Below are 25,929 nucleotides of genomic sequence, written 5' to 3'. Positions count from 1 at the left end.
CATCGCGATGGCGCGCAGGCTTCACCTTCACATTCCGATGCGCACTTTCGCGGCTCTGCCCGCGGGTGCGCTTTTCGCGTTTGGCTAACGTGGCGAACGGAACCGTGGACGCGCATCGGCGTCACAAGTGTGTCGTGCCCATCCCGAACAGCCCGATCAATCCAATGACGATCAGGTAGATCGCGACGATGAAGTTCAGAAGGCGCGGCACGACGAGAATAAGAATGCCCGCAATCAGCGAGACGAGCGGCCCGAGGCTTACGTGGATGTCCATCGCATCAGCTCCTTTTGTTGGTTAGAGTTCTGTGGCCAGACGGGCGCGTGCGGAAGCGATGCGAGGCTTCGTGCGACGGTCCGCAACTTGCTGCCGCACACGCCGGTCACGCGACGCCAACGCGCGTCGCATCCATAACACGCAGCAAACAGTCGATGAGGAGGTCTCATGCAATCGAGCCGTTCCCGCGCCGCGATGCGTGCGCCGTTGCAAACGCCGCGCCAGCTCTCTCGCCCGTGGCCCGCGCGCATCATCGAACCGACGCGCGCGCAGCCGGCGCGCTGGGCGAGACGCGTCGCGCTGATGCTGTCGCTTGCCGCCGCGCAGTCGTTCGCGCAGACGCCCGGAAACGCCACGCCGCCCGCCACCGCCGCGAGCGGTACGGCAGCGACGAGCGCGAAGCCGGGCGATGTCTTCGATCTGCTTATCGGCACGTACACCGGCAGCGGCAAAAGTGAAGGCATCTACGTCTACCGTTTCGATGCCGGCAACGGCGAGCTGACGCGCATCGCGTCGGCGCAGACGGTGAATCCGTCGTATCTCGTCGTCAGCGGCGATCGCAACTACGTCTACGCGGTGAACGAGCTGCCCGGCGACAACGGCCCGGCGTCGCAGCGCGGCGGCGTGAGCGCGTTTCGCTTCGATCGCGCGAGCGGACAATTGAGCTTTCTGAACCGCGTGTCGTCGGACGGCAACGATCCGTGCTATCTCGCTATCTCACCCGACGGGAAATATCTGCTCACCGCCAACTATTCGGTCGCGGCGAATCCCGGCGGCAGCTTCGCGGTCTTTCCGCTTTCGGCCGATGGACACGTCGGCACGTCCGTGCTCACCGTGCATCACGAAGGCAGCGGGCCGGTGAAGGGCAGGCAGGACAACTCGCATGTGCATTCGACGGTCTTCTCGCCGGACGGCAAGTATCTTTTCGCGCAGGACCTGGGCGTGGACAAGCTGTTCAGCTATCGCTATACGCCAGACGGCAGCCGCGGTCTCTTCGGCCCGACCGAGGCGCGCTACACCCAGGTCAAGCCGGGTTCCGGCCCGCGCCATCTGATCTTCGACTCAAGCGGCAAGCATGCCTATGCGACGACCGAACTGAACGCGTCCGTGCTCGTCTTCAACTACGCGGACGGCAAGCTCACCGAAGCCCAATCCGTGCCGATGACCGCGCCGGGCGCCAAGGGCAAGATAGGCGGCGGCGCGCTGCATTTGTCGCCGGACGGGCGCTTCCTGTACGCGACCAATCGCGGCGACGCAAACCAGCTGGTCGCCTTTGCCGTCGATCCCGCGAACGGTCATCTGAAGCTGCTCAAACGCTATCCGACGCTCGGCAAGACGCCGCGCGAGTTTGCCATCGACCCGACCGGGCGCTGGCTCGTCGTCGGCAATCAGGAGAGCGACAGCGCGTATTTCTTCCGCCGCGATCCGGCGACGGGCGAGCTGGCGTCCGATCCCAAGGAGTTGTCGATCGGATCCCCGGTCGATTTCAAGTTCGTCTCGCCTTCGTGACGTCATGACGAAGCGCCGCGCGGCCTTCGTCGCACGGCGCCGCGGCGTCTCACCTTCACAGCGACACGCAGTCCATCGACAATGACAAAAAAAAAGAGCGGTCAGGGCGGTCAAGATTTGGTTGCTAAGCGTCTGTTTCACCACTCCGTTCGCGGCGTACGCGGACGAGGGGCAATGCGATTTCAAGCGGGACTGGATGTCGTCGGCGTGCGAGCGTGTGATGCGCGTCGCGCACGACGGCACTTGGGATCTGTACATCACGGGCTACGGCTGGCACATCGACGGCTATACGGATCGCAAGGAACTGAATCCGTGGTCGTACGGCGGCGGCGCGGGCAAGCACTGGACCGATGCCGACGGTAACGAGGACGCGCTCTTCGCCTTCGCATTCTCCGACTCGCATCACAACTTCGAGCCGATCGCCGGCTATGCGCGGCAGTGGTTCACGAAGCCTGTACTGGGCGGCTTGCAAGTCGGCGGCGGCTTTTTCGCGGGCTTCACCGCGCGCAGCGACGTCGCGCATTATTTCCCGTTGCCGCTTGCCTTTCCCATCGGTTCGATCCGCTACAAGCGCGTTTCGTTGATGGGCACGCTGATTCCGCGCCTGCCCGGCCTGAACGACGGCGACGTCGCCTTCTTCTTGGGACGCTACGAGTTCTAGTACGATTGACGGGCGGCTTGCTTCGGGCGTGCCGCCATGATTCGTCGATCGGGAATCGAAAGGTGTCCCGATGAAATCGTAAGGCAGCAAATTGTCGCAACACCAGGAACGCAACATTGGATACGACCCGCACACAAGACCCGGCCGGGCGCACGCGCACCGGTCATGACGAACCGGCGCCGCCGGGATTCATCAGCGCGTTCGACTTCGCCGGCGGCGACGCGCTGCGGCTTTCATGGGAAGAAGCGCGGCGGGCCGTGGCGGGCGACGGATTCACCTGGCTGCATCTCTCGGCAAACGACGACACGGTCGAAAGCTGGCTCGAAGGCGTCACGTCGATGCCGGATGTCGCCCGCGAGTTCCTGAACGGCGAGGACAAGCGGCCGCGCGTGCACATGGGCGCGAACTTCGTGTACGGCGTCGTCGCCGATCTCGAACTGGTGGCCGCCGCACCGGAGGCCGCGCTGCCCGGCGTGCGCGAGGTCAATCGCGCGACGAGCGCGCTGCGCTTTTATGTGGACCGCCACCGCATGATCACGGTGCGGGCGCGGCCGCTGCAATCGACCGACCGTCTGCGCCACGCCGTGCTCGAAGGAGCGACGTTTCGCGATACCGTCGATCTCTTCGCGGGCCTGATCCGCGCGCTCAACGAAACCTTCGCGGATCGCATCGACGATATCGGCGACCGGCTCGACGACGTGGAGGAGGGCGTGCTCGAAAACGGCCAAGGCAACTGGCGCGCGCATCTGGGCGACGTGCGACGCAGGCTGGTCGAGGTCAAGCGTTTCATCGACCCGGAGCGCAACGCGCTGACGCAACTCGTCACGCGTCGACTGGAATGGGCCGAGCCGCGTTCGATGGAGGCGCTCGTGCAGGCCATTCAGGTGCTGAACGGTCTGGGCGCCGGACTCGAAGGGCTTTACGAGCGCGCCAAGCTGTTACAGGACGAAATCGCCGCGCTGCTCTCGGAAGACATCAACCGCAAGCTGTTGTGGCTTGCGATCATGTCCGCGCTGCTGATGCCCGCGACGCTCCTCACCGGCATCTTCGGCATGAACGTGGCGGGCTTGCCGGGCACGCACAATCCCGACTCCTTCTGGATTGTCATCGGCGTGATGGCGGGCTGCGCCGCCATCACGATCTTCCTCTTGCGCAAGCTGCGCGTATGGTGAGGCGGTGAGCTGAATGCTCAGTCGGCCGGGCCGGGCGGCGCGAGCACTTCGCGGTTGCCGTTGCTGCCCATCGGCGAGACGAGCCCGGCCGCTTCCATTTGCTCGACGAGGCGCGCGGCGCGGTTATAGCCGATGCGCAACTGCCGCTGAACCGACGAAATGGACGCGCGCCGCGTGCGCACGACGAACGCCACGGCTTCGTCGTAAAGCGGATCGGCTTCCGCGTCGGGCGTTTCGCCGAAGAGATCCTGCGAGCCGCCCTCGGGCGTCGGCCCGGACAGAATGCCTTCCTCGTACTCCGGCTCCCCGAATTGCTTCAGATACTCGACCACGCGATGCACTTCGTCGTCGGCCACGAACGCGCCGTGCACGCGCTGCGGATAGCCGGTCCCGGGCGGGAGAAACAGCATGTCGCCCGCGCCGAGCAGCGATTCCGCGCCCATCTGGTCGAGAATCGTGCGCGAATCGATCTTCGAAGAGACCTGGAACGCCACGCGCGTCGGGATGTTCGCCTTGATGAGGCCGGTGATGACGTCCACCGACGGCCGCTGCGTGGCGAGAATCAGGTGGATGCCGGCGGCGCGCGCCTTTTGCGCGAGCCGCGCGATCAACTGCTCGATCTGCTTGCCGGCAACCATCATCAGATCCGCCAGTTCGTCGATGACGACGACGATCAGCGGCAGCGTCGAGAGCGGCTCCGGCGCGTCCGGCGTCAGCGAGAACGGGTTCGTGAGCTTCTTGCCCGCGGCTTCGGTGTTGCGCACCTTCTGATTGAAGCCTTGCAGATTGCGCACGCCCACCGCCGACATCAGCCGATAACGCTTCTCCATCTCGCCGACGCACCAGTTCAGCGCGTTCGATGCCAGCTTCATGTCGGTCACGACCGGCGCCAGCAGATGCGGAATGCCCTCGTAGACGGACAGCTCCAGCATCTTCGGGTCGATCATGATGAGGCGCACGTCCTCCGGCTTGGCCTTGAAGAGCAGCGAGAGGATCATCGCGTTGATGGCGACGGATTTGCCCGAGCCGGTCGTGCCCGCGACGAGCATGTGCGGCGCTTTCGCGAGATCGGTCACCACCGGATTGCCGACGATGTCCTTGCCCATCGCAATCGTCAGGTTCGACTTCGACGCGCGATACACGTCGTCTTCGAGAATCTCGGAGAGGCGGATCATCTGCCGGCGGGCGTTGGGCAGTTCGAGGCCCATGCAGGTTTTGCCGGGAATCGTCTCGACCACGCGTATCGACGTGAGCCCGAGCCCGCGCGACAGGTCTTTCATCAGGCCGACGATCTGGCTGCCGCGCACGCCGAGCGCCGGTTCCACTTCGAAGCGCGTGATGACCGGACCCGCCGACGCGCCGACCACCGTTACCGGCACCTTGAACTCCTGCAGGCGCTGCTCGATCAGCTGTCCGGTGTCGGCGAGGCGTTCCTCGGAGACGGGCTCCACTTCGTCGGACGCGGGTTCGAGCAGATCGAGCGTCGGCAACTCCACCGCCGACGCCTGCGGCGCGTGAAATTCGAACTCGGTCGGCGTGAAGCCGCGCAGCGGTTGTCGCGGCTCGGGCGCGACGGCTGGAGCGGGCGCGGCGGACGGAGTAGCCGCGGCGGCTGGAGCGGGGGCTGCGGCGGGGCGGGGCTCGTCGATGGGTGCGCGCGCCGGGTGCGCGTCGAACGGGGGCGGCGTGTCGAACGCGGGCGGCGTGTCGAACGCACGCAAGGCCGGCGGCTCGTGGTCGAGCCAGGGCGGTGTGTCCTCCGAGGCCGGCGCGTGTGTGGCCGGCTCCGAGAGCGCGCGCGGCAACGGCGGAGGGAGGATCGGGGCGGCATCGAACGGATAGGCCGGCAGGTCGATTGCGCTGCGCGGTTCCGGTTGGACGGGTTGTGCGCTCGTAGTCGTTGGCGGCGTGAGCCGCCAGTCGTCTCTTGACGCTCCTAGGTTGAACGCGGACTCGCTGTGTTGTGTGCTTGCGTCCGTGCCAGGTGTTGCAATTGTGTCCATGCCGGGAAGCGCGGGGTCGTTTGCCGGCGTTTCCTTCATCGAGGACGATTGGGGGAGCGGCTCACGTTCGACGTAAACGTGCGTTTCGGGCGTTGCCGCCGTCTCAGGGACGTCGCCCGTTGCAGACGTGGCCTGCCAGTTCTGGCTTTGCGCGCCGGTCGAAGCTTGCGGTTCAGCCTGCACCTGCGCGACGTTCATGATCGTGCTGGCCGCGATCCCCCCAGACATCGGACCGTGTGCCGCCAGACGCTCGGTTGCTGCGTCTGACTCGCTCGTTACAGCGGTCGCAGCGACAGCGTCGACGTCTTTCTGCGATGTAATCGCGTGTTCTATCGGCGACGCGGCGACGCCGCGCGGCAGGGCCTCAGCGTGTGCCTCGTCAGCTTGCAATGCGTCTACATGGGTGACGCGTTGACTGTCTGCGGCGGGTTCCCAGCCAGCGGGCGGAGCCTCAACCGTGCTAGCAGGCTCCGTTTGTGGCAGACGCGAGGCCAACGCCGGGGTCGAGTCGGTATTGGACTCTGCGGACGCCTCCTCGCGATCCTCCGGGCCTGACTGCGTTGCGTCTTGTGTACCTAGCGGTACCGTCTGCGGCATCGGCTGAAGGTCTGCGGGAAAGGCGCCGGAAGTCGACACAACGTCCGTGTGCGTGCCTGGTTCACGCTGACCATTCGCGCCTTCTTCCGGCGTCACCGGCATCGACACATGGGTATCCACGGAACCCGTGTGCGGCACCGTGCTCGCTTGGAGTAGGGCGTCTTCGCCAGCCTCCGAAGTCGCACCTGATGCATCATCGGTACTCAGCGCTTCGGCTTGCTGCGCGCGCGAACCTATTGCCGAGAGTGCGTCGGCGCGCGGCGCCGACGCTGCGTCCGATTCCGCCCGGCGTTGAACGTTCGCACCCGCGTCCGGGGTTAGCAGCGACGCGTTCGGTGCCTGTACAAGCTCGTCTTGCGGCGAGGCCGAAGCCGTACCCGGCATGGCATCGATTCGCGCCGTCGCGACTTGTTGCAGGCCCGTTCCGGAAGCATCCGGCGATGTTTCGACAGGTGCGTTCGACCGCGCGCTGTCTTCGGCGGGAGCAAGGGTCGGTTCAACGGCGTCGGGCATTGGCACGGCGGCGAATCCCGGGGGCGCCACGGCCTCGGGCCGGACTGAATGACGCTCGCGATCGCCTGCGAGCCACGGATTCGCGGCCGAAGTCGCGGACTCCGCGCTAACGCGCTCCGAAGCCGCCGCGGCCGCCGAAGCCCCATCGTTCGCGGGCGAAGCCTGCGCCTCGTGATGGCGTGCGAGACTCGCGCCGGCAAGCGACGTCCAGAGCGCCGCTTTCTCCTCGATGGAGCGCAGCGTCGCCTGAATGGCGTCGGGTGCCGGTGGCGGGACGGGCGGCGAAGGCGGACGCGAGAACGCTGGCGGCGCAAAGGCGGACGAGCGGCCATCGCCGGTCATCTCCGTCGGCAACGGGCGCCTCACTGGAGGGCGCGATGTCTGAATCGACGTCGAAACGGAGACCGGAGCCGGTCTGCTCGGCGCGATGCCGTTCGCCGGCGCAGAAGCCGAACCGCTCGCGGACACGGCAGCGCGCGCCGGCATGGCCGACGACCGCTGGCCCGCGCTGTTCGTAGCCGTGGAAGCCGGGGCCGGGGACGGCGACGGCGACCGTGCATGTGACCGTTGGGCTGTCGTGGCGGCTTCACTGCGTGGCGAAGCGCCGGGAGCGGTCCTCACGGCCGAAGTCGTCGATCCCAACGCCGCCGCTGCCGTCGAAAGCGAGTTCAACCATCCGTCCGGCGCAACGGGCTCGACGAAAGTGGAAACAGGCGTGCCCGCGCGCTCGAACGCCGGGCGTCGCGAGTACGCTTCCGCGGTCGCCGCGATGCTCGCGGCCGAAGCCTCCGCGCCCTTGGCGACGCGCCCGGTCGTTGCAGGCGGACGCCACGGCGTCGGTCGCTGATAACGTCCGCTGCGCTGGCCGGTAGGCATGCCGAGCGTCGGCTCGTCCGGCGACGTGCGGGACGCCATCGCATCGAACCGTTCGCCCCGAATGCCTCGCATCGGCACTTCGGCGGCCGGCGTGTCTCGCGTGCGACGCTTGCGCCAACGCATTCCGCTCGGCTCTTCGCTCGGCTTTGCACTTCGCTTCGCGCCCGACTTGGCCCGCGCAGGCTCCCGCGAGCGCGAATCCCGTTCGGCGTCTTCGCGCGGCGTGAGCCAGCTTTGCGGCAGTCCGAAGCCGAACGCTTCGTCAGCCCACGCGAGCACCGAACGCCAGCTGAATTCGATGAGCCACGGCAGACTGATCGCAAACATCAGGGCCGCGATGGCGATGGCCCCGGGCGCATGCGCGAGTCCGGCGAGCGCCCCCGCGAGCGCGCGGCCGCAGCGATTGACGTTGTCCTGCGCCTCCACCGCGCCGGCGAGCGCGCCTTCCAGCGTCGCGCTCGACAGCAGTACGCAAAAGAAACCGAGCCACAGCCGGATCGTGCCGGGACCGCGCAGCCCCGCGCCGCCCGGCAGCGCCGATTTGACGACGCGCCAGAAGAGAGCGAGAAACCAGACGACTGATGCACCGAACCAGCCGAGAACTACCGTGTGCATGCTAGGGATCGAACCAAGGTTGGATGAGACGGATGAATTGGCCGCCCAGCGCGTGTGCCGCGCAGGTGCCGGGCATATGGATCGAGCAGTTTAACGGGTGACGGCTAAACCCGACGCGCATGGCGTAAGCGCGCAACACTTCGCGTTCGATGTGTCCCGCGCGAGCCGGGCGCGGCAACGGCGTGTCATTCAGCGCGCTGCGCGAAGACGAGCACGGCGCCGTTATCGAGCGTCAACTCGAGCGTTTGCGGCGGATTCATCTGCACGCCGCTCTTCGACACATGAGCCAGCGCGTCGAGATAAGGCTGCTCCGCGGCGCCGCCTACACTCGATGGACAGGCCATGCGCGTGCCGGCGAGCGAGCCGAAGCTCAGCTTGCCGTCCTTGAGGTCATACGTGCTGGTGTACCGGTTGCAGCCCGAAAACCCGCTCGCACGCCGGCGGCCGCTCTCTGTCGAAAGATCGAGCGTGATCGGCTGACTGGCCACCGCGCGGCCCGGCAGGGCGTGCGGCTGGCCGTTCGCCTCCGTCCAGTTCGTCAGTTCCCAATGCGTGTCGTCGAGCAACTGCGTTGCGGCAGGATTGTAAGGATCGGTGGGCGGCGCGCTCGCGTCCGAATGCTTCGGCATGGCACACCCGCTGATGACACTGGCTACCGAAACTGCGACGCTCGCGCACAGTGCGAGGCCTGCCCGCGAGCGTAAAGAAGAAGCGCGACGAAGAAGCGAAGACATCGATCGATCCGGAACTGGCGAAAGCCGTAAGGGTACCGCAGGCGTCGTACGGTTTGTCCAGCGTTGAGATGCAACAAATCATTCGCCGCGCGGAAGGCTCGAAAGAAGCGCGGGAATTTGCCGCCCGGGCACGAGTCCATATCGCTTGTCAATATGCCGAACGGCAGAGCGTTCACGCCCGGCGCTGCGTGTTAACATCGCCGCCAATCATTGCAATCAATCGGTTTTTAGCGCGTGAAAGGCGCCAGGCCGACGCACAACCGAATCGATTCTGGAGCACGCATGCAGACTGACCAACCCGGCGCGAACGCAGCGCAGGACATCGCCTCGCGCATCGGCACGCCGCTTTCTTCCGGCGCCACGCGCGTCATGCTGCTCGGCGCGGGCGAACTCGGCAAGGAAGTGATCATTGCGCTTCAGCGGCTGGGCGTCGAGGTCATCGCGGTCGACCGTTACGCGAACGCGCCTGGGCATCCGGTCGCGCACCGCGCGCATGTGATCGACATGACCGACCCGGCCGCGTTACGCGCGCTCGTTGAAAGCGAGAAGCCGCATCTGATCGTGCCTGAGATCGAGGCGATCGCCACCGATGCCCTCGCCGAAATCGAGGCGTCCGGCATGGCGACCGTCATTCCGACAGCGCGCGCCACGCAACTCACGATGAATCGCGAAGGCATTCGCCGGCTGGCCGCCGAGACGCTCGGTTTGCCCACATCGCCTTATGCGTTCGCGCAATCGCTCGACGAGATGAAGGCAGCGATCGCGAAGATCGGCTTTCCGTGCGTCGTGAAGCCCGTCATGTCGTCGTCGGGGAAAGGGCAGTCGGTATTGCGCAGCGACGCGGACATTGAGCCGGCGTGGACGTACGCGCTGGCCGGCGGGCGCGTCAATCACGGCCGGGTGATCGTGGAAGGCTTCATCGACTTCGAGTACGAAATCACGCAGCTCACGGTGCGTGCGGCCGATCCCGAGACCGGCGCGACGCAGACTTACTTTTGCGAGCCGATCGGCCACGTTCAGGTGGCGGGAGATTACGTCGAGTCGTGGCAGCCGCAAGCCATGAGCGCCGCCGCGCTCGCGAAAGCCCGCGACGTCGCCGCGAAGGTGACGACGGCGCTCGGCGGGCGCGGCCTCTTCGGCGTGGAACTCTTCGTGCGCGGCGACGACGTATGGTTTTCCGAAGTCAGCCCGCGTCCGCATGACACGGGTCTCGTCACGCTCGCGACGCAGCGTTTCTCCGAATTCGAGCTTCACGCGCGCGCCATTCTCGGCTTGCCGGTGGATACGTCGCTGAGCACGCCGGGCGCGTCGGCGGTCATTTACGGCGGTCTCGACGAAGCCGGGATCGCGTTCGAAGGCGTCCGCGAGGCGCTTGCCGTGCCGGGCGCAGACCTGCGGCTTTTCGGCAAGCCGGAGAGCTTCGCGAAGCGCCGGATGGGAGTCGCGGTGGCGACGGGCGCCGATACGGACGAGGCGCGCGAACGGGCGAAGCTGGCGGCGTCGAAGGTACGGCCGGTTTCGACGAACTGAGACGCGCCTCGCGCTTGGCGCAGGTAACAGGAGCAAGACATTGAAACGCTTATTGTTTGTCGCGCTGGTCGCGGGATGCGTCGGGCTTTCTGGCTGCGGGCTCGCTGCCGCGCCGTGCCGGATCGCATCGGCGGGCTTGAAAATCGTGCCGGTCGTCGGCCATGTCGCCGCAGCGCCGACCGACGCGTGTGCCGATGTCATCGACCCTTGACCGGCTAGCGCCGCCAGCATCAGACAATGAACAACGTAACGATGAACAAGCTCCTCGCATTCTTCGCCACTACGCTACTTGCAATGTGGGCGTTGGCTACGCCGTCCGCGCACGCGATGCCGCTAACCGTTCCGCAAATCCAGGCGGCATCGACGCACACCACGCGCTACGACTGCCGCGACGGCAAGAGCATCACGGTCCAGTACACGAACACGCGCAACCGGCAGAGCTTCGCGGCGCTGACTGTCGACGGGCGCAAGCTGCTCTTCGTCAACGTGATCGCTGGGTCGGGCGCAAAATACGCCGCCGATCAGTACGTCTGGTGGACCAAGGGCAAGCAAGCCAACCTCTACGACGAGATGGCCGCGAAAGATTCACCGCCGCTGCTCGCGGACTGCCAGGCGCGCGAGAAGTAGGGCGGAAGCGGGACGGCGGACGCGGCTGCGTGGACGTAGAGACTTGCGTCCGGGCCCTTTGGCATGCGGTGCTACAATGTGCGGCTTTCCCGCAGCGAAAGTGCCGCCGCCGCGACGGCGCTTCGCTTGCGCCAGGGCGGCCGCGCAGCGCCGCTGCCGGCGAACTTCTTTGCGCGCCGTGTCGTTGAAGCGTCATTGAAGCTGTGTTCCATCCAGGTATGAGTCGCGTTCGGCTGGAAGGCGGCGGGACGCAGGCGTCAGCCGCCCACGCCCGATGGCCGGCTGCGTTGCGAGCCGCGCGCCAAGGCACGCATCATGCGCACGAATAGCGCGCAACCTCTTGCAAGTGCGTCGCGGGTCATTCCGCGTCACCGAAACACACACGCGTGATCGGCGAAATCGTTCACGATCGTTCACGCGCGCCGCATCGAGCGGTTTTTTAGCGAAAGCCAAGATAGTCACCATGTCTGATTCCGTCGCACCGAACACGTCCAACGAAGAAGCCACGGCCGCACCGACCTTCGACCAGTTCGGCTTGTCCCCCGAGATCCTCAAGGCGGTGCGCGAGTCGGGCTACACGACGCCTACGCCCATTCAGGCGAAAGCCATTCCCGTCGTGCTGTCGGGCCGCGACGTCATGGGCGCGGCGCAAACCGGCACGGGCAAGACGGCGAGTTTCTCGCTGCCGATCATCCAGCGTCTGCTGCCGAACGCCAACACGAGCGCATCGCCTGCACGCCATCCGGTGCGCGCGCTCATGCTGACGCCGACGCGCGAACTCGCCGACCAGGTCGCCGCGAACGTCCAGACCTACTCGAAGCACACGCCGCTGCGCAGCACGGTCGTTTTCGGCGGCGTCGACATGAACCCGCAGTCGGAGGCGTTGCGCCGCGGCGTCGAAATCCTGATCGCGACGCCGGGCCGCCTGCTCGACCACGTGCAGCAGAAGACGCTCAACCTTGGCCAAGTGCAGATGCTGGTGCTCGACGAAGCCGACCGCATGCTGGACATGGGCTTCCTGCCGGACCTGCAACGCATCCTGAATCTGTTGCCGAAGGAACGCCAGACGCTGCTTTTCTCGGCCACGTTTTCGCCGGAAATCAAGAAACTGGCGGCGACGTACCTGCGCAACCCGCAAACCATCGAAGTGGCGCGCAGCAACTCGACGGCGACGAACGTGCGCCAGATCGTCTACGAAGTGCACGAGAGCGACAAGTCGGGCGCGGTCGCGCAGATCATTCGGGAGCGCGGGCTCAAGCAAGTGATCGTGTTCTGCAACAGCAAGATCGGCGCGAGCCGGCTCGCGCGCGTGCTGGAGCGCGACGGCATCGTGGCGACCGCGATTCACGGCGACCGTTCGCAGAGCGAGCGCATGCAGGCACTCGACGCGTTCAAGCGCGGCGAAATCGAGGCGCTCGTGGCCACGGATGTCGCGGCGCGCGGTCTCGACATCGCCGAACTGCCGGCGGTCATCAACTTCGACCTGCCGTTCAACGCGGAAGATTATGTGCACCGCATCGGCCGGACGGGTCGCGCGGGCGCTTCCGGAGACGCGCTTTCGCTGTGCAGCCCGAACGAGCGCAAGCAGCTAGCTGATATCGAAAAGCTCATCAAACGCCCGCTCGATGTCGAGACGCTGCAAGTCGCGACGCCCGTGCGCCGCGACGCATCGCGCCGTGACGAGCGGCCGGCGCGCGGCGAACGTTCGGAACATCGGCATGGCGCGCGAGAGGAAGCGGGCGCGCGCCGTCGCACGTCCGGTTCGTACGATCGGCCGCGTGGCCGTCAGCAGCCGGTGGACGAGTTCTTCCTGAAGCCGTACGAACCGTCGCCCGCGGCGATGAAGCGGCAAGAAGAGACGGTCGAGCCCGAGCGGAAGACTGCGTCGAAGCAGCCGCTGGCGGCGCTTCTCGGCGGTTTGGGTATGCCGCGTAAGACGTCCTGAGCGTTCACGAGCGTCGAACAGAAACGGCAGCCTCTCGCGGCTGCCGTTTTTCGTTTCAGGACGCGAATCGCTGCGCCCAGTCAGCGATGGCTCGTGCATAGAACGCATCGAGCGAGCGCGCGGCCGACGCATCGATGCCGAGATGCCGCGCCGCCTCTATGAGCGCGCCGAGCGGAGCGGTCGTATCCAGCGGCGTTGCGCCGGTCTGCTTGCTCAGCTTCTCGCCGGTTTCGTTGGTGACGACCGGCACGTGCAGATAAGCGGGCGTCGGCACACCGAGGCACTGCTGGAGATAGATTTGCCGGGCGGTGGAATCGAGCAGGTCCGCGCCGCGCACGATGTGAGTGATGCCCGCGTCGGCGTCATCGACGACGACCGCGAGTTGATACGCCCACAAGCCGTCCGCGCGCTTGAGCGCGAAATCGCCCACTTCTGCGGCGAGATCTTGCGACTGCGCCCCTTGCCAGCGATCAACGAATGTAATGCGCGCCGCGTCGCCGTCCGGCACGCGCAGCCGCCATGCACGCGCGGCGCGGCCGTTGAGGCCGTTGCGGCACGTTCCGGGATACGCGAGCGTCGCGTGACGCGCGTGCGCATGCACGAGCGAGTCGGCGATTTCGCGCCGCGTGCAACCGCATGGATAGACTAGGCCGCCGGCTTGCAACTGCTCGAAGGCGTGAGTGTAGGCGTCGTCGCGCTGGCTTTGCCAGACGGGCGGCTCGTCGGACGTCATGCCGAGATGCGCGAGCGTCGCGAGAATGTCGTCGGCGGCGCCGGGCACCGTGCGCGGCGCGTCGACGTCTTCGATTCGCACGATCCACGTTCCGCCGTGCGCGCGGGCATCGAGAAAACTCGCGAGCGCGCTGACGAGCGATCCGGCGTGCAGCGGGCCCGTCGGCGAAGGCGCGAAGCGGCCGCGATAGCGCATGTGACGAGGCTTAGGCCGCCTGGCCGACTTTTGCGTCCGGGTGACACGCGGGGCACGTCTCGCCCGGCTTGTAGTAGGGCGACTTCTGGTCCTCGACGCTCACGACCGCGCGGCAGCCGAAGCACTGCGCGGTGGCCGTCGGCTGGAGATTCGGATCGAGCGCGGTCCGGTAATCGAACACGAAGCAGTCGCCGTTGTAATGCGCGCCGCCGACTTGCTCGAAGTATTTCAGAATGCCGCCTTCGAGCTGATAAACGTGGTCGATGCCCACTTCCTTCATGTGGATCGCTGCTTTTTCGCAGCGAATACCGCCGGTGCAGAACGACACCACCGTCTTACCTTCCAGGTCCGCGCGGTTCTGCGCGATCACTTCGGGAAACTCGCTGAACTTGGCGATGCGATAGTCGAGCGCGTTCTCGAACGTGCCGACATCCACTTCGAACGCGTTACGCGTGTCGAGCATCACGACGGGCCGGCCGGCGTCGTCGTGACCGCGGTCGAGCCAGGTTTTGAGCGTGGGCGCATCCACGGACGGCGCACGGCCGAGTTCCGGCTTGATCGCGGGCTTTTTCATCGTGATGATTTCGCGCTTGAGCCGGACCAGCATGCGGCGAAACGGCTGCGTCTCGGAGAAGCTCTCCTTGAACTGCAGGTCGGCGAAACGTCCGCCGAAGAGCGCATCGGTGCGAATGTAGTCGATGAATTCGCGCACTTCGGGAACCGGCCCCGCGATGAACAGATTGATGCCCTCCGGCGCCAGCAGGATCGTGCCCTTGAGGCCGAGCGCCTTGCAGCGTTCGGTGACGAGCGGCCGCCACGCGGCGCCGTCCTCGATGGTGACGAATTTGTAGGCGGAAAGGTTCAATATGCTCATGATCGATACGGTAAAACGCGTAAAAACGGGATCAGCGCGGCACGGTTGCGCCGCGCAAACCGCTATTATCCCGCAAACGGCGGGCGCGCCCGGCCCGGTCCGCGCGTCGTCCCGCAAACTCTTGCGCGTGCTCAATTTCGGGAGCCGTGAGCCCCTTATCCGTTCGGCCAACGCGGCGCTCGCGGGCAATGTCGCGACTGACCGCATGTACAATATCGGCATGTCAGATCCCCGCTTCGTTCATCTCCGCGTCCACTCCGAATTCTCGATTGCCGACGGCATCGTGCGGCTGGACGACGTCGTCAAATCGGCAGCCGAAGACGGCCAAGGCGCGCTTGCGCTGACCGATCTTGCCAATGCGTTCGGCCTCGTGCGCTTCTACAAGGAAGCGCGCGGCAGGGGCGTTAAGCCCATCGCCGGGTGCGACGTCTGGATCACGAACGCGGCCGACCGCGACAAGCCCTCGCGCCTGTTGCTGCTCGTGCGCGACAAGACCGGCTACCTGAATCTCTGCGAACTGTTGAGCCGCGCGTGGCTCACGAACCAGTATCGCGGCCGGGCGGAAGTGATGGTCGAATGGCTGGAAGAGGGCCTTGCAGAAGGTCTACTCGCGCTATCGGGCGCGCAGACCGGCGACATCGGCATGGCATTCGCGGCGGGCAATACCGCGAGCGCGGAGCGTCACGCCGAGCGTTGGGCGAAACTTTTCCCGAACGCGTTCTACATCGAACTGCAGCGCGCCGGCCAGCCGGGCGAGCAGGCGTACATTCAGGAAGCCGTGGCGCTCGCCGCCAAGTTGGGCCTGCCGGTGGTCGCCACGCACCCGCTGCAGTTCATGACCCCGGACGACTACACCGCGCACGAAGCGCGCGTGTGTATTTCAGAGGGCGACATTCTCGCCAATCCGCGCCGCCAGAAGCGGTTCACGACCGAGCAGTATTTCCGCACGCAGGACGAAATGTGCGCGCTCTTCGCGGACATTCCGTCGGCGCTCGCGAACACGGTGGAGATCGCCAAACGCTGCAATCTCACGCTCGAATTGGGCAAGCCGAAGCTCCCGCTGTTCCCGACGCCCGACGGCATGTCGCTCGACGACTACCTCGTGCAGTTGTCGAAGGAAGGCCTCGAAGTGCGGCTCGCGCAGCTTTTCCCCGACGAGTCGGAACGCGACGCACAGCGCGAGACGTATTACAAGCGGCTCGACTTCGAGTGCGGGACCATCATCAAGATGGGCTTTCCGGGCTACTTCCTGATCGTCGCCGACTTCATCATGTGGGCGAAGAACAATGGCGTGCCGGTCGGCCCGGGGCGCGGCTCGGGCGCGGGATCGCTCGTCGCGTATGCGCTCGGCATCACGGATCTCGACCCGCTGCGCTATAACCTGCTGTTCGAACGCTTCCTGAACCCGGAACGCGTGTCGATGCCGGACTTCGATATCGACTTCTGCCAGGAAGGGCGCGACCGCGTCATTCAGTACGTGAAGGGCAAGTACGGCGCGGACGCCGTCTCGCAGATCGCGACCTTCGGCACGATGGCGGCGAAGGCGGCGGTGCGCGACATCGGCCGCGTGCTCGATCTCGGCTACATGTTCACGGACGGCATCGCGAAGCTGATTCCGTTCAAGCCGGGCAAGCACGTGACCATCGCGGACGCGATGAAGGAAGAGCCGGCGCTTCAGGAGCGTTTCGACACCGAAGACGAAGTGCATCAGTTGCTGGAACTGGCGCAGCGCGTCGAGGGCCTCACGCGAAATGTGGGCATGCACGCGGGCGGCGTGCTGATCGCGCCCGGCAAGCTCACGGATTTCTGCCCGCTTTATACGCAGGGCGAGGACGGCGGCGTCGTCAGCCAGTACGACAAGGACGACGTGGAAGCCGTCGGCCTCGTGAAGTTCGACTTTCTGGGCCTGACCACGCTCACGATTCTGGATTGGGCGGAGCGCTATATTCGCCGCCTCGATCCGTCGAAGAAGGACTGGAGCCTCGCGCAGGTTCCGCTGGACGATCCGGCTTCGTTCACCATTCTCAAGAAGGCGAACACCGTCGCCGTGTTCCAGCTGGAAAGCCGCGGCATGCAGGGCATGCTGAAGGACGCGCGGCCGGACCGCTTCGAGGACATCATCGCGCTCGTCGCGCTGTATCGTCCGGGCCCGATGGACCTGATTCCGAGCTTCTGCGCGCGCAAGCACGGGCGCGAGATCGTCGAGTATCCGGACCCGCGCGTCGAACCTGTTCTGAAAGAGACCTACGGCATCATGGTCTATCAGGAGCAGGTGATGCAGATGGCGCAGATCATCGGCGGCTACTCGCTCGGCGGCGCGGACTTGCTGCGTCGCGCGATGGGCAAGAAGAAGCCCGAGGAAATGGCCAAGCACCGCGAGATTTTCGCGGAAGGCGCGGCCAAGAACGGTCTCACGCGCGAGAAGTCCGACGAGATCTTCGACTTGATGGAGAAGTTCGCGGGCTACGGTTTCAACAAGTCGCACGCGGCGGCGTATGCGCTGCTCGCGTATTACACGGCGTGGCTCAAGGCGCATCATCCGGCGGAATTCATGGCGGCCAACATGTCGCTTGCCATGGACGACACCGACAAGGTGAAGATTCTCTTCGAGGACTGCATCGCGAACGGCATGACCGTGCTGCCGCCGGACATCAACCAGTCGGCGTATCGCTTCGAGCCGGTCGCTGACGCGGACGGGAAGCGTTCGAAGATCATTCGTTATGGCCTCGGCGCGGTGAAGGGCAGCGGGCAGAACGCAATCGAGGAGATTCTGCGGGCGCGCGAAGACGGCGCGTTCACCGATCTGTTCGATTTCTGCGAACGCATCGACCGGCGCGTCGTGAACCGGCGCACGGTGGAGGCGCTGATTCGCGCGGGCGCGTTCGACGCGCTTCATGCCAATCGCGCGCAACTGCTGGCTTCCGTGCCGCTCGCGATGGAAGCCGCCGAACAGGCCGCCGCCAACGCCATGCAGGCGGGCCTCTTCGACGTGGGCGACACGCCGCTGCAGAAGCATGAACTCGTCGACGAGCCCGCGTGGTCGGACAAAAAGCGGCTTCAAGAAGAGAAGACGGCGCTCGGCTTCTATCTGTCCGGTCATCTTTTCGACGCCTACAAGGGCGAAGTGCGCCGCTTCGTGCGCCAGAAGATCGGCGAGCTGAAGGAAGGACGCGACAAGCTGGTCGCAGGCGTGATTTCGTCGATGCGCACGCAGATGACGCAACGCGGCAAGATGCTGATCGTCAATCTCGACGACGGCACCGGCCAGTGCGAAGTGACCGTCTTCAACGAGCAGTTCGAAGCGAACAAGGCGCTTTTCAAGGAAGACGAACTGCTCGTCGTGCAGGGCCAGGCGCGCAACGACGCGTTCACGGGCGGCATCCGCTTTACCGTCGATACCGCGATGGACCTCGAACGCGCGCGCAGCCGTTACGCGCAGTCGGTGAAGGTGGAGATGAACGGCAACGCCGACGCCTTGCGGCTGCGCCGCGTGCTGGAAGCGCATGCAGCACGCGAACAGGCCGCGCCGCCGCCGATGCCGGTCAGGGAGAACGGCCGTCAGCGTCAGAGCGCCGCGCCGATCCCGAACGGGCTGAACGTGAGCATCGTTTATCGCAGCGAGCACGCGGAAGGCGAAGTGCGTCTGGGCGACGCGTGGCGTGTCAAGCCCACCGACGATCTCATCAGCGCGCTGCGCGGGGAGTTCGCGGGAAGTGAAATCGAGATTGTTTATTGAGGCGGGCGCCGGCTCAGATACGCCAGTTTGACGAAGCGGTAGTACACCGTTTGGGCATTAAAGACGGCGATCATGAAGCCTGATCGCCCGTCGAGAAACCCGCGCCGCAGAATGTAGGTCCTGACGAAAGCCCACGCGCCGCGCGTCACGGCCATGCCGAGGCTGGCGCGCTTGCCGGCGGCGTGGCGTTGCCGCGCGCCGGCCGTCGAGTAGGCGTCGAGCTTGCGCAAGACGGTCTCGAAGTCTTCGTAAGAGTAGTGCAGCAATTTGCCTTCGAGCCGCGCCACGGCCGCACCCGGCGGCACGACGAGCCGTTCGTGCACGAGATCGTCGGAGAAGCGCGCGGTGCCGCGCCTGAAGAGCCGGGGAATCCAGTCGGGGTACCAGCCGCTGTGCGTGATCCAGTCGCCGCAGAAGCTCGAGAGTCGGTCTACCGCGTACACATCGGCAGCCGGTTGGGCGATCACGCGCCGGATTGCTGTGCCGAGCTCGGGCGTCACGACTTCGTCGGCGTCGATAGAGAGCACCCAGTCAGTCGAAAGCGCGTCGAGCGCGCGGTTCTTCTGCGGCCCGAAGCCGGGCCAGTCCGGCGCGCTGATCACGCGCGCCCCGTGCTGTCGCGCGATGTCGGCGGTTGCGTCGGTGCTGCCGCCGTCGATCACGACGATATCGTCGGCGAACGACACGGATGCGAGACATTGCGCGAGCCGCGCCGCTGCGTTGTGCGTGATGATGGCGATGCCGAGGCTCTCGTGTGTCATATCGTCGGGCCGTAGCGGCTGGGTTGCTTGTGGCGCGTATTGTAGAGCCATCGACCGGCCGCAAGCGCGCCATCTGAATCGGACAAGCCGGGCGGTCTACAATGGCGGATTGTTGTGGCGTCCGGCGGTTTTGCGTCGGCGCGGCCTTTTTCCTGGCTGGCGAATACGGCTGCCGGGGCATCGCAACGCAGAGGACGATTTGAGCGAGAATTCGAGCGAGAAGCAGACACTGAGAAAGACCATCGGCGAGGGCAATACCACCTCGCCCGCAGCCGTCATGAAGCGGCTATGGCCGTACCTTCGGCCGCTCATGGGTATCGCGCTTCTCGGACTCGTGGCGATGGGTTTCGTCGCGGCCAGCGAAGCGGGCATTCCGATGCTGCTCAAGCCGCTGCTCGACCACGGCTTCGGCACGCGAGGCAGCGAGAAAGCGAAGTGGGTCGTGCCCGTCGCGGTGATCGGGCTTGCGCTTGTGCGCGGCGTCGCGCAATACGCATCGGGGTATCTGCTCTCCTACGTGTCGAACAAGATCCTGCTGCAACTGCGGCTGCAGATGTTCGATCGGATGATCCACACGAGCGCCGGCTTCTTTCAGCGCGAGACCGCCAGCACGGTGATCAACGCCATCGTGTTCGAGGTCAACCAGATCCTTCAGGTGCTGTCGAGCGTCGTCGTCACGCTCGTGCGCGATTCGCTCACGGTCGTGTTTCTGCTCGGCTATCTCTTCATTCTCAACTGGCGCCTCACGCTGATCGTCGCGCTCATTCTGCCGGGCATCGGCTGGCTGGTCTCGAAGATCAACCGGCGCTTGCGGCGTCTGAACCGCGAGCATCAGATGCTCACGAACGACCTCTCGTATATCGTCGAGGAGACGGTGGGCGGCTACAAAGTCGTCAAGGTGCATAACGGCGAGCCGTACGAAATGAGCCGTTTCACCGAAATGAGCAGCCGCCTGCGCGGTTACGCCATGCGCATGCAGGTGTCCGGCGGTCTTGCCCAACCGCTCACGCAGTTTTTGGCATCCATCGCGCTCGCCATCGTGATCACCATTGCCGTGCTGCAGTCGGCGAGCGACCAGACCACCGTCGGCGGCTTCGTCGCATTCGTCACGTCAATGCTGCTCGTGATCTCGCCGCTCAAGCATCTGATCGACGTCAATCAACCGCTGCAGCGGGGCATGACGGCGGCGGAACTGATCTTCGGCCTCATCGACGAGCCGCCAGAGCCAGTGGGCGGCGGGCGGCGGCTCGATCGCGCGCAAGGCAGCATCGAGTTCCGCAACGTGTCGTTCAACTACGGCACGCAGGAGCGCGCCACGCTGGATCACGTGTCCTTCAAGGTCGCGCCCGGCGAAATGGTCGCGCTCGCGGGGCCGTCGGGCAGCGGCAAGACCACGCTCGTCAATCTGTTGCCGCGTTTCTTCGATCCGGCCGAGGGCGAGGTGCTCGTCGACGGCGTGCCGCTCACTGAATACGCATTGGCCGATTTGCGTTCGCAAATGGCGATGGTCAGTCAGGACGTGGTTCTCTTCAACGACAGCATCGCTGCAAACGTCGCATACGGCACGGTGCCCGACCGCGACCGCGTGCTCGCCGCGCTGGCCGCCGCCAATCTGGCGGATGTCGTCGCGTCCATGCCCGACGGCATCGATACCTTGATCGGCGGCAACGGTATGCGTCTGTCAGGTGGCCAGCGTCAGCGTCTTGCCATCGCGCGCGCCATCTACAAGAACGCGCCGATCCTGATTCTCGACGAAGCCACGTCCGCGCTCGATTCGGAATCCGAGCGGCACGTGCAGTCGGCCCTGGAAACGCTGATGAAGGGGCGCACCACGCTCGTCATCGCGCACCGGCTTTCGACCATCGAGCGCGCCGACCGTATTCTCGTGCTGGAAGCGGGCAAGATCGCGGAGCAGGGCAGCCACGCGGAATTGCTGCGCCACAACGGTCTCTACGCGCATCTTCATCGCATCCAGTATCAGCAGCAGGCCGCGTGATCGCTCGCGCGGTCATCCTTGAAACCCGCCCTGAGTCGAACGAGCGGTTCCACAACATGCAAGCGATCGCAGAATGAAGCGGGTTCTGATAGTGAAGGTCAGTTCGTTGGGCGACGTGATCCAGGCGCAAGCCGTCGTCGGGGACTTGCATCGTGCGTTTCCGGGCGTGAAGGTGGATTGGGCGGTGGACGAGAATTTCGCCGATATCCCGCGCTGGAATCCGGGCGTCGCGCGCGTGTTGTGTGCGCCGTTGCGCCGCTTCAAGAAGGCGCGCAACGTGGGCGATCTGAAGGCCATCTGGTCGTCGATTCTCGACTTGCGTCGCGAACGCTATGACGCGATTTTCGACCTGCACGGCGTCTACAAAAGCGCGATCATTTCTTTCCTCGCGCGGTCCCGGCGGCGCTTCGGCTATGCGAACGTAAATCTCGGCGAGCGCGGCGCCGCGTTCGCGTACACGCATCGCTTCGCGCCGCGCCACGATGCGAACGCGTGGCAGGGCATGCGCCAGACGCTCGCGGACACGCTCGGCTATTCCATCGAGGCCGCGCCGCCCAGCGTCTTCGCCATTCCGAAGCCGGCGAAGCCGCTCGCGGTCACGAGCGACATGCCGTTCGCGCTGCTCTTTCACGCCACGTCGAAGCCGGAGAAGAAGTGGCCGGTGCAGAACTGGGTCGCGGTGGCGAAGGCCCTCGTCGAGCGAGGTGTGACGCCGCTCCTGCCGTGGGGCTCCGATGCGGAACGCCTCGACGCTCAGGCGATCGCCGAGGGCGTGCCGGGCGCGCGCGTGCTGCCGAAGCTCAGCATCGAAGAGATCGCGCAGCACATTGCGATGGCGGCGCTCGTCGTGGGCACGGACACGGGGCTCGTGCATCTCGCGAGCGAGCTGCGCCGTCCGACCGTGATGATTTTCAGTGCGACGTCCCGGCCGCACTTCGGCGTGAATGTGCCGGGCGTTTCCGTCTCGGTCGGCGACAGCGGCAATCCGCCGTCGGTCGATCAGGTGCTTTCAGCCATGAGTTCTGTGAGACAAGAAATTTGAAGGTTCTGTTTGTCAACTTCCATGCTGGCCGCGGAGGCGGTCACGACACGTATATCGTCGGCCTCGCACGCGGGCTGTCTGCGCGTCATCAGGTTTTCATCGGGGCGCCCGCATGCAGCCGTCTCTTTGTCCATGCCTGCACGGTGCCGGGCGTCAAGGCACTCGCGATGGATTTTCCCGCGAAGTTGAAGGACGTCCCGCGCATGTACGCGGCCTGGCGTGCGATGCGCGCGTTGCTCAAGCGCGAGAAGTTCGACGTGATCCACGTCAATGGCTCGCCCGATCACCGCTTGCTGCTGCTCGTCATGTTGTGGTGGAAGGGTCCGCGGCCGCGCATCGTCTTCACCAAGCACAACTCGATCGCCATCAAGGGCGATCTGCTGACGCGTCTGCGCGCCCGGCGTGCAACCGACGAAGTGATCGCGGTGTCGGACTCGACGGCGCAACTCGTGCGGCAGTCCGTGTACGGCCACTGTCCGCTGACGGTCGTGAAAAACGGCATCGATATGGCGAAGTATGCGCCGCGCGATGCCGCGAGCGCCGCGGCCATGCGCCTGTCGATGCTTGGTCCTGACCCCTCCCGGCGCCTCGTGCTCGGCACCGTCACGGGCTTCGATTCGTACAAGGGGACGATGGACATGATCGCGGCCGTAGCGGCGCTGCCGGACGCGCATCACGAACAGGTGATTGTGGTCGTCGTCGGCACGGAGCCGAGCGAGGCGCAGCGGCGCGCGGTCGAGGCGCTTTCCATGCAAGACGGTGTGCATGTGGTCGGATTCGTGGAAAATGTGCCCCACTACATCGCCACGTTCGATATCGGTTTCGTGCTGTCGTACGCGGTCGAAACGGTGTCCTTCGCCTGCCGCGAGATGATGGCGATGGGCAAGCCCGTCATGGTCACGCGTTACGCGGGCCTGCCTGAAAACATCGACGACGGCATCGACGGCTGGATCGTGGAGCCGCGCGACGTGAGCGGCATCGGCGCGTTACTGCGAAAGATCGTCGCCGATCGCGCGTGTGTGCCGCAGATCGGCGGCCGTGCGCACGAGGAAGCCGTGCGCGAGTTCTCGAGCGACAGCTTCGTCGCGGCCAACGAGGCGGTGTATCGCCGGGCTGCGGCGGCGCTCGTGGACTGAGGCGTTCAGTCATCGTTCTTTACATTGCCCAATCGAGATGCCCAACTCAGTGCCGAAACCGGTCATTCACATCATCAACGGATTCATGAATGAATACGGCGGCAGCGAGCAAGAGGCCCTGCATCTCGCCCGTCTGCTGCGGGACCGCAGCGAACTGACGCTGTGGTCGCCTTCATCGCGCTGCTCCGCGGAACTCGCGCGCCGGCACGGCATTCGTCGCATCGGTGCCGGTATCGGCGCGGGGCATCGTCCGGACGGCGGCACGTTCGTGTTCGTCGGCGCGCACTGGCGCAACCGGCTGTGGCCGTACCTGGGCCGCGCGCCGCAGCGTCTGATCTACGTCTTCAACACGTTTCACGCGAAGATTCTCGCGCTCACCGCGACCCACCCTTTCATGCTGCGCTGGCCGAAGACCGAGTACGTCTTCATCTCCGAGTTCCAGAAGAACCTGCTCGGCGTGGAAGGCGAGGTGCAGCCTTCGCCTATCGACATCACGCAGTTTTCGCCCGCGCCGCAGCAGGTTCGCGCATCGCGGCCGATTATCGGACGCCTGAGCCGCGATACGCTCGACAAGCACGATCTCGAAGACGTATCGCTCTACCGTGCGTGGGCCGAAGCGGGCGCGGACATACGGCTACAGGGCGCGACGAGCCTGCGCGCGGCGGCCGGCGACGCGCTCACGGGGACACCGCATGTGGAAATCGTGCCCGAAGGCGCGATTCCCGCAGCCGAGTTCCTGCGAGGCATCGATGTCTTTTATTATCGGACGGGCGCGCACGTGGAAACCTTCGGACGCGTGGTGCTGGAAGCGATGGCATGCGGGCTGCCGGTCGTGTGTCACCGGCGCGGCGGCTATGCCGACTGGGTGCGGCACGGCGAGAATGGCTTTCTGTTCGATACGACCGACGAAGCCCGCCGCCTCGTCGACACCTTGCTCGCCGATCCGGCGTTGCGCGCGTCGATCGGGGAACGGGCACGGCGCACGGTGGAAGTTCTGTATTCGAACGAAGCCCTACGACGCCGCGCGGACTTCTATTTGCGCGGCGCGCGCTGAACGACAGACTCGAGGCGCAGCAGATGACGCCCGAGAAACGGGGTAGCGGAACGACATAATGCAAGTCAACATGATTTCAAGGCTGGGCCGGGCGGGCACCGAGTCCTACCAGTTGGTCCTGGCGAGATGGTTCGCCGTCGTCACGCTTTGGCTCGTACCGATTTCCACCGCAGGCGTGAATCTCGCCTCCGGCGCGTTCGCATTGCTGGCGCTCGCCTCCCCGGAAGTGTGGCGCCGCGCGCCGACGCTGCGCATGCGCTCGCCAGCCGGCTTCGCCGCCCTCGTGCTCTTTTTCGCGCTGACGTTGAGTCTCTCGTATAGCTCGCCCGGCGTACACGAAGCCCTCGACTTCCTGATGAAGTACCGCAAGCTGCTGTTCATCCCGCTGCTTTATCTCGTTTTCGCCGACGAGAAAGCGACCGCCTGGGCATGGGCGGCGATGTGGGGGCTCTTGGGCACGCTCGTCCTGACGATGGTGCTCACCTACACGAACTACTTCGGCTGGACGGCGCTCGGCCCGATGCACGGCACGGACGCCGTGACGAGACCGTGGGTGTTCAAGGACCACATCTCGGGCGGCCTCATGATGGCGTTTCTCGTGTGCCTGTCGTTTTCGCTCGCCAGGGCGACGAAGCGCGCAGGCGGCAAGGTGCTCTATTTCGTCGCGCTGGCCGCGATGATCAACGTGCTTTTCGTGCTGCAAGGGCGCACGGGACAAGTGGTGGCGATTGCGTACATCGCCATTTTCCTGGTCGTGCACGCGACGCGGTTTCGCCAGTACGACAAGCGGACGCGCTGGATGGTGGCGCTCGGCGCGGTGACGGTGTGTGCGTGCGTCGCCGCGTTCGTGCTGTACTCGAAAGACTCGCGCCTTGCCGATACGGCGCAGGAGATCACGCAGTTCGAAACGCAGAACAAGAACACGTCGATGGGCGTGCGGTTGGAGTTCTATCGGCGCAGCATCGAATTGATGGCGCACAGGCCCATCGCGGGCTATGGCGTGGGAAGCGTGCGCGTTCAGTTCGAGCGGCTCGCCAGCACGCAGACCGGCGCGCGCGCGGCCATGGCGGGCAATCCGCACAACGAATTCTTCTTGATGGGCGTGCAACTCGGATTGATCGGCGTCGCGCTCTTCGTGTGGTTCCTGATCGCTGTCGCCAAGGAGTGTCAGCGCCTTGTCCAGCCCGCGCGCGATGTGGCAAATGGTTACCTTTTCGCCTTCGTTTTCGGCTGTTTCGCCAATTCGCTGCTGCTGAACTTCACCGAGGGGAATCTGTTCATCTTCCTCGTCGGCATATTGATTAGCGCGGCGCCGCGACGCCAGCGGGTTGGGGCGTAGCGCGTGT

20 protein-coding genes are annotated in these 25,929 nt (G+C 65.4%); 14 read left to right on the top strand and 6 right to left on the bottom strand.

Annotated features, from left to right (window positions below; translation table 11 throughout):
- Window positions 1–121 precede the first annotated feature (121 nt).
- Window positions 122–274 (bottom strand): DUF3096 domain-containing protein, encoded by a 153-nt coding sequence (locus tag P9239_RS13675; protein ID WP_309751674.1) that lies wholly within the window; start codon window positions 272–274, stop codon window positions 122–124.
- A 303-nt stretch (window positions 275–577) separates the two neighbouring features.
- On the opposite strand from P9239_RS13675, the gene P9239_RS13670 reads away from it, so the two are divergent.
- From P9239_RS13670 to P9239_RS13660, 3 genes are all read left to right on the top strand, one after another.
- Window positions 578–1,783, top strand: coding sequence for a lactonase family protein (locus P9239_RS13670; RefSeq protein WP_309754040.1), 1,206 nt, complete (start codon window positions 578–580; stop codon window positions 1,781–1,783).
- 121 nt (window positions 1,784–1,904) lie between these two features.
- Window positions 1,905–2,444, top strand: coding sequence for an antimicrobial peptide resistance and lipid A acylation PagP (locus tag P9239_RS13665; RefSeq protein WP_309751673.1), 540 nt, complete (start codon window positions 1,905–1,907; stop codon window positions 2,442–2,444).
- A gap of 116 nt (window positions 2,445–2,560) precedes the next feature.
- Complete coding sequence (locus tag P9239_RS13660) at window positions 2,561–3,616, top strand: transporter (RefSeq protein WP_309751671.1); 1,056 nt, start codon at window positions 2,561–2,563, stop codon at window positions 3,614–3,616.
- Between the two features lie 17 nt (window positions 3,617–3,633).
- Here the strand turns inward: P9239_RS13660 and P9239_RS13655 are convergent, their stop codons facing one another.
- Window positions 3,634–8,220, bottom strand: a complete 4,587-nt coding sequence (locus P9239_RS13655; RefSeq protein ID WP_309751670.1) for a DNA translocase FtsK — start codon at window positions 8,218–8,220, stop codon at window positions 3,634–3,636.
- A gap of 185 nt (window positions 8,221–8,405) precedes the next feature.
- The gene (locus P9239_RS13650) at window positions 8,406–8,954 is read right to left on the bottom strand and encodes an META domain-containing protein (protein WP_309751667.1); all 549 of its coding nucleotides are present in this window, start codon (window positions 8,952–8,954) and stop codon (window positions 8,406–8,408) included.
- Between P9239_RS13650 and P9239_RS13645 the strand changes: the two genes are divergently transcribed.
- The 5 genes from P9239_RS13645 to P9239_RS13625 all read left to right on the top strand — a co-directional run bounded on the left by P9239_RS13645 (window position 8,900) and on the right by P9239_RS13625 (window position 13,056).
- Window positions 8,900–9,247, top strand: a complete 348-nt coding sequence (locus tag P9239_RS13645; protein WP_309754177.1) for a hypothetical protein — start codon at window positions 8,900–8,902, stop codon at window positions 9,245–9,247. The two genes, P9239_RS13650 and P9239_RS13645, sit on opposite strands and share 55 nt — an antisense overlap.
- Window positions 9,237–10,484, top strand: coding sequence for a formate-dependent phosphoribosylglycinamide formyltransferase (purT, locus tag P9239_RS13640; RefSeq protein WP_309751666.1), 1,248 nt, complete (start codon window positions 9,237–9,239; stop codon window positions 10,482–10,484). Before P9239_RS13645 ends, purT begins: the two co-directional genes overlap by 11 nt.
- Before the next feature lie 40 nt (window positions 10,485–10,524).
- Window positions 10,525–10,695, top strand: a complete 171-nt coding sequence (locus P9239_RS13635) for a DUF6726 family protein (protein WP_309751664.1) — start codon at window positions 10,525–10,527, stop codon at window positions 10,693–10,695.
- Between the two features lie 26 nt (window positions 10,696–10,721).
- Complete coding sequence (locus tag P9239_RS13630; RefSeq protein ID WP_404980010.1) at window positions 10,722–11,111, top strand: MliC family protein; 390 nt, start codon at window positions 10,722–10,724, stop codon at window positions 11,109–11,111.
- A 463-nt stretch (window positions 11,112–11,574) separates the two neighbouring features.
- Window positions 11,575–13,056, top strand: a complete 1,482-nt coding sequence (locus P9239_RS13625; protein ID WP_309751663.1) for a DEAD/DEAH box helicase — start codon at window positions 11,575–11,577, stop codon at window positions 13,054–13,056.
- Window positions 13,057–13,111: 55 nt separating this feature from the next.
- On the opposite strand, the gene gluQRS is transcribed toward P9239_RS13625, so the two are convergent.
- Together gluQRS and P9239_RS13615 are read right to left on the bottom strand one after the other, a co-directional pair.
- The gene (gene gluQRS, locus P9239_RS13620) at window positions 13,112–13,984 is read right to left on the bottom strand and encodes a tRNA glutamyl-Q(34) synthetase GluQRS (RefSeq protein WP_309751661.1); all 873 of its coding nucleotides are present in this window, start codon (window positions 13,982–13,984) and stop codon (window positions 13,112–13,114) included.
- Between the two features lie 10 nt (window positions 13,985–13,994).
- Window positions 13,995–14,858: a sulfurtransferase gene (locus tag P9239_RS13615; protein WP_309751659.1), complete on the bottom strand. Its 864-nt coding sequence runs from the start codon at window positions 14,856–14,858 to the stop codon at window positions 13,995–13,997.
- Between the two features lie 220 nt (window positions 14,859–15,078).
- Between P9239_RS13615 and dnaE the strand changes: the two genes are divergently transcribed.
- Window positions 15,079–18,594, top strand: a complete 3,516-nt coding sequence (gene dnaE / locus P9239_RS13610) for a DNA polymerase III subunit alpha (protein WP_309751657.1) — start codon at window positions 15,079–15,081, stop codon at window positions 18,592–18,594.
- Here dnaE and P9239_RS13605 read toward each other — a convergent pair.
- Window positions 18,588–19,355, bottom strand: a complete 768-nt coding sequence (locus P9239_RS13605) for a glycosyltransferase family 2 protein (RefSeq protein ID WP_309751655.1) — start codon at window positions 19,353–19,355, stop codon at window positions 18,588–18,590. The genes dnaE and P9239_RS13605 overlap by 7 nt on opposite strands.
- 277 nt (window positions 19,356–19,632) lie before the next feature.
- On the opposite strand from P9239_RS13605, the gene msbA reads away from it, so the two are divergent.
- From msbA to P9239_RS13580, 5 genes are all read left to right on the top strand, one after another.
- Window positions 19,633–21,351: a lipid A export permease/ATP-binding protein MsbA gene (gene msbA, locus P9239_RS13600; protein ID WP_309754038.1), complete on the top strand. Its 1,719-nt coding sequence runs from the start codon at window positions 19,633–19,635 to the stop codon at window positions 21,349–21,351.
- A gap of 73 nt (window positions 21,352–21,424) precedes the next feature.
- Entirely contained in the window at window positions 21,425–22,393 is a 969-nt protein-coding gene (waaC, locus tag P9239_RS13595) for a lipopolysaccharide heptosyltransferase I (RefSeq protein WP_309751653.1), read from the top strand.
- On the top strand, window positions 22,390–23,529 hold the full coding sequence (locus P9239_RS13590) for a glycosyltransferase family 4 protein (RefSeq protein WP_309751650.1): 1,140 nt from the start codon (window positions 22,390–22,392) through the stop codon (window positions 23,527–23,529). Before waaC ends, P9239_RS13590 begins: the two co-directional genes overlap by 4 nt.
- Window positions 23,530–23,578: 49 nt before the next feature.
- Window positions 23,579–24,583, top strand: a complete 1,005-nt coding sequence (locus P9239_RS13585; RefSeq protein ID WP_309751648.1) for a glycosyltransferase family 4 protein — start codon at window positions 23,579–23,581, stop codon at window positions 24,581–24,583.
- A 58-nt stretch (window positions 24,584–24,641) separates the two neighbouring features.
- Complete coding sequence (locus tag P9239_RS13580) at window positions 24,642–25,922, top strand: O-antigen ligase family protein (RefSeq protein WP_309751646.1); 1,281 nt, start codon at window positions 24,642–24,644, stop codon at window positions 25,920–25,922.
- Window positions 25,923–25,929 lie beyond the last annotated feature (7 nt).

It is taken from the genome of Caballeronia sp. LZ062 (assembly GCF_031450785.1).
Classification (GTDB): Bacteria; Pseudomonadota; Gammaproteobacteria; order Burkholderiales; family Burkholderiaceae; genus Caballeronia.
The sequence above is the reverse complement of the archived record's forward strand: the minus strand, read 5'-3'. Positions and strand labels throughout refer to the sequence as shown.